Annotated in this window: 8 protein-coding genes; 6 read left to right on the forward strand and 2 right to left on the reverse strand. The window is 38.2% G+C overall.

What is annotated here, in order from left to right:
* The first annotated feature begins 50 nt into the window (after positions 1 to 50).
* Entirely contained in the window at positions 51 to 296 is a 246-nt protein-coding gene (locus CSE16_RS21690; RefSeq protein WP_253896143.1) for a DUF4279 domain-containing protein, read from the forward strand.
* Between the two features lie 8 nt (positions 297 to 304).
* On the forward strand, positions 305 to 487 hold the full coding sequence (locus tag CSE16_RS22135; RefSeq protein WP_371514516.1) for a hypothetical protein: 183 nt from the start codon (positions 305 to 307) through the stop codon (positions 485 to 487).
* 219 nt (positions 488 to 706) lie between these two features.
* On the opposite strand, the gene CSE16_RS01230 is transcribed toward CSE16_RS22135, so the two are convergent.
* Positions 707 to 1762, reverse strand: a complete 1056-nt coding sequence (locus tag CSE16_RS01230) for an S-layer homology domain-containing protein (protein ID WP_099422178.1) — start codon at positions 1760 to 1762, stop codon at positions 707 to 709.
* Between the two features lie 367 nt (positions 1763 to 2129).
* Between CSE16_RS01230 and abc-f the strand changes: the two genes are divergently transcribed.
* The 3 genes from abc-f to CSE16_RS01245 all read left to right on the forward strand — a co-directional run bounded on the left by abc-f (position 2130) and on the right by CSE16_RS01245 (position 7107).
* Positions 2130 to 3770 carry a ribosomal protection-like ABC-F family protein gene (abc-f, locus tag CSE16_RS01235; RefSeq protein WP_099422179.1) on the forward strand — a complete coding sequence of 547 codons (1641 nt, stop codon included), beginning with the start codon at positions 2130 to 2132 and terminating at the stop codon, positions 3768 to 3770.
* Positions 3771 to 4017: 247 nt separating this feature from the next.
* Positions 4018 to 6027 (forward strand): S-layer homology domain-containing protein, encoded by a 2010-nt coding sequence (locus CSE16_RS01240; protein ID WP_253896144.1) that lies wholly within the window; start codon positions 4018 to 4020, stop codon positions 6025 to 6027.
* 144 nt (positions 6028 to 6171) lie between these two features.
* Positions 6172 to 7107, forward strand: a complete 936-nt coding sequence (locus CSE16_RS01245) for an AEC family transporter (RefSeq protein WP_099422180.1) — start codon at positions 6172 to 6174, stop codon at positions 7105 to 7107.
* A gap of 407 nt (positions 7108 to 7514) precedes the next feature.
* Here the strand turns inward: CSE16_RS01245 and CSE16_RS01250 are convergent, their stop codons facing one another.
* Complete coding sequence (locus CSE16_RS01250; RefSeq protein ID WP_099422181.1) at positions 7515 to 9005, reverse strand: catalase; 1491 nt, start codon at positions 9003 to 9005, stop codon at positions 7515 to 7517.
* Between the two features lie 400 nt (positions 9006 to 9405).
* Between CSE16_RS01250 and CSE16_RS01260 the strand changes: the two genes are divergently transcribed.
* Positions 9406 to 11250, forward strand: coding sequence for an SLC13 family permease (locus tag CSE16_RS01260; RefSeq protein ID WP_099422183.1), 1845 nt, complete (start codon positions 9406 to 9408; stop codon positions 11248 to 11250).
* Positions 11251 to 11599: the final 349 nt, after the last annotated feature.

An 11599-nucleotide genomic window follows, 5' to 3' on the forward strand; every position in this document is an offset into this window, starting at 1 on the left:
TTCATTTTACTGAACAATAAAGGTAAAATGAAATAAAAAATGCGGTTTATATGAGTAAAACATCTCTATTTGCGTATATCCTATTTAGCGGAAATGATGATTCCCCACTAGATGTTGTAACAGAAAGGCTAGGAGTGCAACCTACGAAAACTTGGAAAATGGGAGGACGTGTTAACCCTAATCATCCAATAAATCATAGGATAAGGTCATACACTGGTTGGCGTTTCGAAATAGACACGGAAGAATCATTAGATACAGATGATGTATTATGTCCGCTTTTAAACGTGTTTAATTAAAGACAGATATGATAAATCAGTTAAAAGAGGAACTAACATTAGATGTTCAATTAGAGTTAGTTGTAAATATTTACGATGGATATACTCCGGCATTAGTAATTTACCCTGAGTTTAGTAAATTTGCTGCGGAGATAAATGCGATATTAGATATTGATATGTATGTGTATTCTTATAATGACCTAGATGAATAATTGTGTTATGAAGGGCTATTTGTATGATTGTAAGTATGGATATATAGAAACAGGATGATAGTTTACAGATGAATGAAAAAATTGATTCGGTATTAACGAGCAGTAAGATTCCTGTTTTCGGGTCTAAGCGAATTTGGAAGATTGCCCCCGACTGATTGGTAAAGACAAACAATCAAGGAGGATGACTATATAAGTTCCCCCACTGATTGATGTTGTGTATTATTTGGTTTTTAAAATGCCATTAAAGTTGGTTTCGCGTTGACGTGAGCTGTCGCAATCATGTTCAATCGTTTTAATAGCGTTATTTAGCTTTTGGAACTCAATTACACAGCGTTCACCAGCGATCGTTTCGGATAGCATAGCTTTTTTATCTGATGTCACGGTTGCATAACCTTGAACAAAGCCGGTTGCATAGCCATCATAGGTTTCATATTCAACATAAAAATCCTTTTTTGAGCTAAAAGAAATCGTCAAATCACGAAGGCTTGAATCAGCTTCCCCTCGACCGTATTTATAATAGTAGAAGTAATGGCCATCCCAAGAGTTTTCTTTTGATACGGTTGACCAATCTTTACCGATTCGTAAAGAAGTATCCACGGTTTTACGTGCGGCATTGGCACGAACGTACAGTGGGAGCCCGTCTAAATTTTCATAGCTATCCTCTGCATCTTGAGAAATATAGAAGTAATTTTTATTTTGTAAATTGTAGAAAAATGCAACGACTTGCGCGCGAGTTAAATTGTTTGAAGCACCAAAATACTTAGCTAGGTTAGTGTACTCATATTTTGGATTTTGCCCACTAGAAATACTATGGTCGAGTAAAAATTGAATTGATTGATTTAATGTAGCGTTACCGTCTGCTACATGGGTAATTGCTTGTGCGACGACGCCACGGGTCACGGCACGCTCGCGAATGTCATTATGAAAATATCCGTTTAGTGGTACTTGATAGGCAGCGAGTGTATTGTAGTAATGATCTGAAGCGGTATTCTTTTTGGTGAATTTATCAAGTTCTTCTGTGTCCGCTTCTAACTCAAAATAGGTTACTAAAATTTTTGCAAACTGCTGCTCGGTTACCGGTTGATTTGGGCGAAATGTGCCATCCGGATACCCACCTATAATGTCGAAATCATATGCCCATTTAATTGCGTCATATGCATAATGATGGGCTGGTACATCTTTAAATAATGCTTTTGCAGCAGATGTAGTCGTGCTTAATGAAAAGCTCATAACTAGGAACAATAAAGTTAGAATTAGGTAGCGTTTTCGCCTCATTGAAAGCCCTCCTTAAAGTGATTAATAATAAATGGATTTATTTAACTGTAGCATGTTCCATTTATTCCCGCAATGAATGCCTAAAGTTCATGACAACATAGTCCAAATTTGATATAGTGAGTTACATAAATGATTGAAGGAGTGACGGGTGAACGATGATTAACTAATCTTATTTTTGAGTAATTGAAAAAATTTTTTCAAACAAAAAATAGGATTAGTATGCCCAAATTCCAATAAATTTGTATAAAAAGCTTTTTGCTATACGCTTTTTTGGCGTCTTTTTTATACAAATATGAACAGCAGCTAATCCTTCCAAATTAATTTTTTTGGGAGGTTTTTTTCTTCCCAAATTGCGGAGGTAACACATATGAAAGAATTATTGAAATTGCAGCATGGAACGATTGAGTTAGCAGACCGGATCCTTTTTGAAAATGCCAATGCCATAATAAAGCAAGGTGAAGTAATTGGTATTATCGGTCGGAATGGAAGCGGGAAATCTACTTTATTGAATGTAATTGCAGGTGTGCGGCCATTTACAAGTGGAAAGCGGAAATGGCTTCAACCAGATACTTCTGTTTATTTAGTTGAGCAGGAAGAACAGCATTTTCAGCCGGAGATGACAACGGAGGAGGAAGCGGTTTTACTCGCAAAATGGAAAGTTCCCGATGTTTTGTATGAGAAACTCAGTGGTGGGGAACGATTAAAGCGCCGATTAGCGAAAGGGTTTTCGCAAAGCCCACAAATTTTATTATTAGATGAGCCGACCAATCATTTAGATGCGGTAAGTACGCAAAGTTTAATTGATAGGATTAAAGCGTATTCGGGAACTATTATTCTAGTCTCGCATGATCGTTATTTTTTGGATGAGGTGACTACAAAAATATGGTCATTGGAACAACAGCAATTCATCGAGCAGCAGGGCAATTACTCGCATTATATGGATGTTCGTGAGCAGCGTCGTCTCGCACAGCAACGCGCCTATGAGAAACAGCAAAAGAAAATTGATATTTTGGAGCAACAAATGGATGCGCTGACGTCCTGGTCGCAAAAGGCGCACCGCGATTCTACAAAGCAGGAATTTCCGAAAGAATATTATCGCGTTAAGGCAAAGCGCATGGATGCCCAAGTGAAGTCAAAGAGAAAAATGCTGGAAAAGGAAATCGAGAAAAATAAAGTTGAGCAAGTGGCGAATGAACAGCCGGTCAATTTTAGATTGCAAGCGAATAACAAGGTAGGCAAACGATTTTTACAGGCGAAAAATGTATCGAAGTATTTTGGGGAGCGTCGTCTTTTTGAACAGGTAAATTTCACGATTTTGCATGGTGAGCGTGTGGCGTTAATAGGGGCAAATGGAAGTGGTAAAACAACCTTTTTAAATATGATTTTAGGGCGGGAATCCTTTGATGGAGAACTTTCGTTTTCACCGACGACGAATATCGGCTATTTAACCCAAGAAGTATTTGATTTGCCGGAGCATCAAACGCCCGCAATGCTTTTTCATCGTGATAATTTTACTGACCGTGGACTTGTGCAAAATTTAATGAGGCATCTTGGCTTTCATATGGAGCAGTGGAGAGAACCAATTGCCCACATGAGCATGGGGGAGCGCGTGAAATGTAAGCTGATGCAATATATTTTAGAAAATCGGGATGTGTTGATTCTAGATGAGCCGACAAACCATCTAGATTTACCATCACGAGAGCAGCTAGAGTCGACACTTGCTCAGTATAAAGGGACACTGATCCTTGTGTCGCATGACCAATATTTCATCGACAAACTAGCAAATATGCATCTTGTCATTCAAGACGGCACCATTCAAAAAAAGGCGTTTGGTCAATCGAATGCACAAAAAAATACAACAGAAGACCAGTTATTGCAGCTAGAAACCGCACGTCAGGAAGTGCTAGGGAAGTTGAGTTTCATGACATCGAAAGATACAAACTATTCGATGCTTGATGCTCAATTTTTAGAGCTTACTCAGCAAATTAATGCGCTTAGGAAAAGATGATTTTAGGGGAGGGTAGATGTTTCTATCCTTCCTTTTTTACAAATACATAAGAGAGGACTAGGTTTCATTTAATTGATTAATGTTTTCCAAAAGAAAAAGTTTAAATTCGTGCAATCTACTATTCTAAAATTAACAATAAATGTCGATATAAAGGACAATGATATTATATTCAAAATCTGGATGCAATTACGTCGAGGCGTAATTGATCCAATACATAGAGAAACTGAAGAGGAGATGTTTTAACTAGATGAATCAATCTAAAAAATTGCTTGCCGCCATGCTAGCAATCCCTGCGACGGTAATTGTTGCTGGGCAAGTGCATGCGGAGGAAGTAACATCCACATTTGAAATTAATAATAGTTGTGTAGGCGCTTCAAATTCCGGAGAACGCCTAAGTTTACAGGCAAAAGAAAGCGAAGACGCAAATGCAATTCAAAAAGCCATTGATGATGTAGATTGCTTAATCGAAGAACTTAATAATGATTCAACAAGGGGAAAAATTTTAGCTGCTCAAGCTGAATATTACAAATTGCCAGAAGCTTCGCGTAAATTAGTAAAAGATTATAAAAAAACCGAAAACCTATTGGCTATTCTTGATGAGAAGGAGGCCCGTTTAGTAGAGGAAAAGATTAATGCTTTGAATGATGAATCTACTCCTGTAGCAATTAAAGCAGTGCGTAATGCGTATGAGGCATTAAATGAAAATGCGGTAAAGTTAGTGTCTGAAAAGATGTTAAAGTTGCTTGTAACTTATGAAACCATTATGAATAAGCAGGTTGAGCAAGCGGAAAAAGAGGCACAGGTAATTATTGATCGTATTAATCGCATTACAAATAGCTATACAGAAGCTCAAATTAAAGACGTTCGACTTGCGTATAATAAGCTGAGCGAATTGGCGAAAAGTTATGTAACGAACATACAAAAATTAATTAATGAGGAAGCCTATATTTTATATCAAAATTCAGTTGTCAAAGAAGCAAAATTACAAGCAGCCGCATTTGATGCGTACATGGCGAACATTACTCGGAATTCGTCAACAGCAGAAATTGCGAAGGCGCGCGCGTATTACAACTCATTATCCTATGAGGCAAAGAGACAGGTTAAAATGTACGAAAAGTTGCGTCGACTTGAAACGATGTGGAATGATCCGGATTATTTAGGATTAATTTTCACGTACTACCCAGATTATATTCATGCGATAAAACCAGGGGGCATTGAAGTAGAGAAGCCGGTATATGATCCATTGTATATTCCAGATGATTCAAATTCCGACGAATATGTACCGCCGAATACTACGTGGTCGCCATATGAGGAAATGACGTATTATAACGGTCGATACACAGCGACGATTACCTCCTCACAAATGACCAATGTGGCAGATAAGACGATGATGCTGAAGGCTGGAGATATTGAAATATTAATCCCGACAGCGGATATTAAAGGGACATCTGCAGCAATTGGTGTGTCAATGTCGACGAATAATAATAGATTAGACATTAGTTTCACAGAAGGTCATACAGCGAAAGCATTTTCGAGCGTTGTTGAAATTCGTATTCCGATGCGTTTACTAGGCGGAAATGCATCAATGGCTGTGCAACGCGTCGTTTATAATGGGACATCATCAGCAAGCTATAAAATCGAAGGTTCTAATTATGTGATTCGAACGAAAACAGGTGGGACTTTTACTGCGGGAACAAGTAAAACATCGTATTCGGACTTAACGGCATCGAGTTCAAGTACGACGGGTATACGCGAACTCGCAACGCGCGGTATTACATATCCGACGGCAGGGAAAGCGGTTATTCCAAATGAAAGTGTGACACGTGCAGATGTCGCAACATTACTTGCAAAAGCAATTGACATTTCAAGCACACAGTCTACAAAATATAAAGATTTAGGGAATACAGTATCAACAAGCCAAGCGCAAGGCTTATTAGAGGCAGGCATTATGAGTGGTGTGACAACGCAGCAATTCGACCCAAATATAGCGATAACACGTCAGGAAGCAGCAATCATCATTGCCAATATGTATCGCCACTTAAATCAAGATTTATCATTAGCTTATAATGAACTAAAAACAAAATTTGTGGATATTTCTGACTTATCTTATGAAGCACGTCAAAGTATTGCGATTTTAGAGCTGTTCGGTGTTGTGGATGGCACAGCTTCAAATCAATTTAACCCACAACAACAGTTAACGAGAGCACAGTTCGCAGAAATGCTTTACAGTGCATTAACAGCTATTGGGTATTTATAATTGATCAACAAAGCACGGCGTATTGAGCGCTGTGCTTTTGTATTTTGCATTTGGCTGATTATGAAAAACTGGGCTATAATAAATAGATAGAATACTATGTTAATTTGATGTGAGTGGGATGTTCATAAAAAAGGAGGGAGCATTGTGGTTTATTTATCAATGATTTTCTTTAAAATTGTTGCCCCTATTTTAATACTGCTTGTCATTGGGGCAATCTTACAGAAAAAATTCAATTTTAATTTAAAAGCATTATCACATTTAATTACATATTGCTTCATGCCGGCAGCGGTCTTTATTAATATTTATGAAACCTCGATTGAAGTGAGTGTCATTGGGGAAATTACCCTCTTTATCGTGCTTTTTATCGGAATTCAAATGTTATTAAGTCAATTTTTAGCAAAAGTGCTAAAGCTGGAACGAAAAGAATCGGCCGTGTTTAAAAATAGTGTCGTGCTCATCAACTCGGGAAATTATGGCATTCCGGTTGCACAAATGATCTTTGCTACACAACCGATTGGCGTAGCAATCCAAGTCATTATGGTAATTTTTCAAAATATGGTGACGTATACATATGGGCTGTACAATTTGATTTCTTCTACGAAGTCAGGAATTGCGATTGTCCGTGATTTTTTGAAGATGCCGATTGTGCATGCACTTATTTTAGGGGGCACGCTCAATTATTTTAATGTGCCCATACCTGAAACGTTTAGCATTCCGATGAACCATATTGCCAATGGATTTGTAGCGGTCGCATTAATTACACTTGGTGCGCAGCTTTCGCAAATAGAAATGCGTTCGATGTTTAATAAAACTATTTTCGTGAGCTGCTTTACACGCTTAGTTGTAGGGCCTTCTATAGCATTGCTTGTTATTTTTGCGCTTGGATTAGACGGTGTCGTGGCACAATCCTTATTTATTGCCAGTGCTTTTCCAACCTCACGAAATAGTGCAAGTCTCGCTTTAGAATACGATATTGAATCAGACACGGCAGCGCAAACCGTTTTATTTTCAACCATTATTAGCTGTCTCACAGTAACGGTCGTTATTTACATGTCAAATTATTTATTTGTATTAAACTAAGGATTTTCTTCCTTAGTTTTTTTGTTGTGGAAAAGGGGGGCGTCCAATTGAAGGATAATTTTAAGTGATTTCGTATTTTCATAATTACGCGAAGATGATAACATGCCTGTATAGAAATGAAAGACGCCATGTCGATGTAAAAACAACATGGCGTCTTCTAATGAAATCAATTGCTAGCCGCATTTTTCAAATAGCTCATAATCAGTTTTTTTAATTGGAATAGTTGTTACTTTGTTGGCGTTGGTACGATAATATTTGGTAATAACAAATTAAATACATGTTTTTTTATAGCTGTCCCAAACAGATTCATAATGGTAATGGCATTTATTTGTCCAGTAAGACTTAGTAAAATGGAGCCATCTCGCATTTAGAGGATCTTTACAGCTTCTTAAGTGGAAAGTGATACGTTATTTAGAATTTACTTCTATTGTATATGGGTTTGAAAGATCCATACCTTCTAATGAAAGACCCATCGCTTTTGCTACACCTTCACCATAAGCTGGATCTGCTAAGTAGCAGTGTAAAATGTGACGACGTTTAATGAATTCTTCTACTGGAGCCATGTCAGCAGCCGTGTTATTGAATAACGTTTGTTTTTGCTCATCGTCCATTAAGTTAAATAACTTCCCTGGTTGTTCGAAATAGTTGTTATCATCTTCAGCGAAATCATAAATATCCGCAGGTCCATCTAAAGCAAGGGCAGGGTCTTTATATTGCGATTGACCTTGTAATGCACCATAGCTGTTTGGATAGTAAGTTGTTGCCGCACCACGGTTGCCATCTGCACGGCCAGCGCCATCTCGATGATAAACCATGAATGGACATTTTGGTGTGTTTACCGGAATTTGATGGTGGTTCACACCTAAACGGTAACGAGTTGCATCTTGGTAAGCGAATAAACGAGCCTGTAACATACGGTCTGGTGAGAAGCTAATACCAGGTACGACGTTTGATGGCGCAAATGCAGCTTGTTCAACATCTGCAAAGTAGTTTTCTGCGTTGCGATTTAATTCGAATTCACCAACAGGAATTAATGGGAATTCCGATTTAAACCAAACTTTTGTTAAGTCGAATGGGTTATCTTTACGTTGACGTGCTTGTTCCTCTGACATTACTTGAATGTACATTTTCCATTTAGGGAAATCACCTTTTTCGATTGAGTCAAATAGGTCGCGTTGTGATGATTCACGGTCATTTCCGATTAGTTCCGTAGCTTCAGCACCTGTTAAGTTTTTAATCCCTTGCTGTGTACGGAAGTGGAATTTCACGTAAACTCGTTCGCCAACGTCGTTAATCATAGAGTAAGTGTGAGATCCGAAACCGTGCATATGTCGGTAGTCTTTTGGAATACCACGGTCAGACATCACGATTGTCACTTGGTGTAAAGCTTCCGGTAGTGATGACCAGAAGTCCCAGTTTGAGTTCGGGTTGTGCATATTTGTTTTTGGGTCACGCTTTACAACGTGGTTTAAATCAGGGAAGTGCAATGGATCACGGAAGAAGAATACAGGTGTGTTGTTTCCAACCATGTCCCAGTTACCTTCTTCTGTATAAAATTTTAATGCGAATCCACGAATATCGCGCTCTGCATCAGCTGCTCCACGCTCACCTGCTACTGTTGAGAAACGAGCGAACATATCAGTCGTTTTTCCAACTTCTGAGAAAATCGCAGCTTTAGTATATTTTGTAATGTCATGAGTTACAGTGAACTTACCGAATGCACCTGAACCCTTTGCGTGCATACGACGTTCTGGTATAACTTCACGATTAAAGTTTGCTAATTTTTCAATTAAGAATACATCTTGTAAAAGGAGTGGGCCACGACGACCAGCTGTTTGAGAATTGTCATTGCTTACGACTGGTGCACCTGTAATCGTTGTTAAACGTTCATTTGTCATTTTTCATACCTCCAAAATAAAATTAAAAATCTCTTCATAAATTACTATAACAAATACAAATAATAAATTCTACTAGATTATAATAATTCTTTTTAAATAATTTGTCTAGTAATGTCTTTTTGGTGAATAAAAGCGAGAATATTCTTTGCAACAGTGTGGGATAATTTATTCTTAGGATAATTCGTTACAAAAAATAGAATATAGTCGAATATATAGAGAAATACTGTACTGCGATTTGGATGGGGGTTTGAAAATAAAAATAAAGTACTTGGTATATGTGCTTTTGTTGTCGTGCTATTGAAAAAAAGAGGGCTAATTGAAAATGACTTATAAGTTATCCCCTTTTTCATGATGGTATCACCTATAATGTTATATGAGTATAGAAAGAAAGGGATTTATTATGGAATTAACTTTAACATTTATTATTTTAGCCGTAACAATCATCTTGTTTATGACGAATCGATTGCGTGGAGATTTAGTCGCGATGATGGCATTGCTTGCATTTGTCGTGTTTGAAATTTTAACACCCGCAGAAGCGTTAGCAGGTTTTTCAAATTCAGTCGTCATTATGATTGCAGGATTATTTGTCGTGGGAGCGGGCATTTTGAGAACCGGGCTTGCAGGAATGGCCGGGAACTTACTACTTAAATGGTCAGGAGATAGCGAACTACGCTTATTTATTTTATTGCTTGTCATTGTTGCAACAGTTGGTGCGTTTATGAGTAATACAGGAACCGTTGCGCTCATGCTACCGATTGTTGTATCCATTGCGATTAGTATTAAAGTAAGCCCATCGAAATTTTTACTACCACTGTCTTATATTGCGAGTATGTCGGGTTTAATGACGCTCATCGCATCACCGACGAATTTAATTGCCTCGCAAACACTCGTTGATCACGGATTTGAAAAGCTAGGGTTCTTTACGATTACACCAATTGGTATTATTGCGACGATTACGGTAATTACGTATTTAGTTTTAGTGCGCAATATACTGTTGCCTAATGATAAAAATCGTACACAATCTAGTGCAGGTTATAAGTTAGCGCCGAAAAAGATTGTCAAAGAATATAATTTACAAGATAAACTATTCCGTGTTGTCGTAGAGGAAAATTCATTAATCGTCAATGCGAAACTGGCGGATTTAAAATTGCCAGCAAATTATCAAATATATATTATGAAAATTAAACGTGGCGCGGCAGATGGCATGAATTTATTGCCGATAACGTACCAGGAAATGGCCGGTCCGACAAGTGTTATTTATAGTGGTGATGAATTGTATATGCAAGGAATGGCTGAGGATATCGAGCGTTTTGCAACGGATTACGGTGTACAAGTACAACCGTTTGAAGATAATGCAGAAGAGCTTGTTTCTAAGGCAATTGGTGTTGCAGAAGTATTATTAACACCACAATCACGCTTAATTGGTGAGACGGTTAGTAAAATTGGTTTCCGAGAGAAATATAATTTAAACATTCTTGGAATCAATCGAAAAGGCGACTATATTTTGAAAAATATGGCGGAACAAAAACTACGTTTCGGGGATGCAATTTTAGTTCAAGGGAAATGGGAAGAAATTGAATTGTTATCGCGTGAAACACAGGATGTAGTCGTTGTAGGTCAGCCGCTCGAGCATGCAGGAATGGCAGCGGCAAATGGCAAAGCCCCGATTGCAGGAATTATTATGGTGTTTATGATTGCGCTCATGGTATTAGAAGTGTTCGACGCCGTCATTGCAGTGTTAATCGGAGCGGTGTTAATGATTATTACTGGCTGCCTGCGCAATATGGATGATGCGTATAGCAAAATGAATTTTGAAAGTATTGTTCTTGTTGCGGCGATGCTCCCGATGGCAACAGCACTTGAAAAAACAGGTGGGATGACATTACTGGCAGACGGCATTATTTCAGTATTGGGTGGGTTTGGTCCGTATGGTGTATTGATGGGGGTTTACTTATTGACCGTTGTATTTGGCCAGTTTGTAAGTAATACGGCAACGGCTGTCTTGTTCTCACCGATTGCCATTACAGCGGCACTCGCAATGGACGTTAATCCTTACACCTTTATGATTGCTGTTGCAACAGCAGCGAGTATGGCATTTGCTACGCCGATTGCTTCACCAACAAACTCACTTGTATTAACTGCAGGTGGTTATAAATTTATGGACTTTGTGAAAATAGGTGTTCCGTTACAAGTTGTGATGTTTATTGTCATGATGATCGCGGTACCATTATTATTCCCATTCTAACGAAATGAATAAACGAAAGACATGATGCCACTTTTTAAGTAGGGCACTGAAAAACGTATGATTAAAAATTATTAATCATCTTCAAATAAAAATAAGGCACTTTTTGTTCGATTTCGAATAGGAAGTGCCCTATTTCTTTAGCTATAAAAATTGAACATATGAAATATCCCGAATATTAGAATGGAGATCTAACTAAGAATCCGCCGCCTTTCACGATAGCGGCGCACAATATGCAGAAGGTTTCAGTATGCCTAACTTTATATGGCTGGCCTTGCACAAAGCTGTGCGACTCATGTGCTTGAGCCAGCCTAACAAGTACAAACTTTATTAGACTTACATTAGCAGGAGG

Origin of the sequence: Solibacillus sp. R5-41 (assembly GCF_002736105.1) — a bacterium.
Lineage (GTDB): Bacteria > Bacillota > Bacilli > Bacillales_A > Planococcaceae > Solibacillus.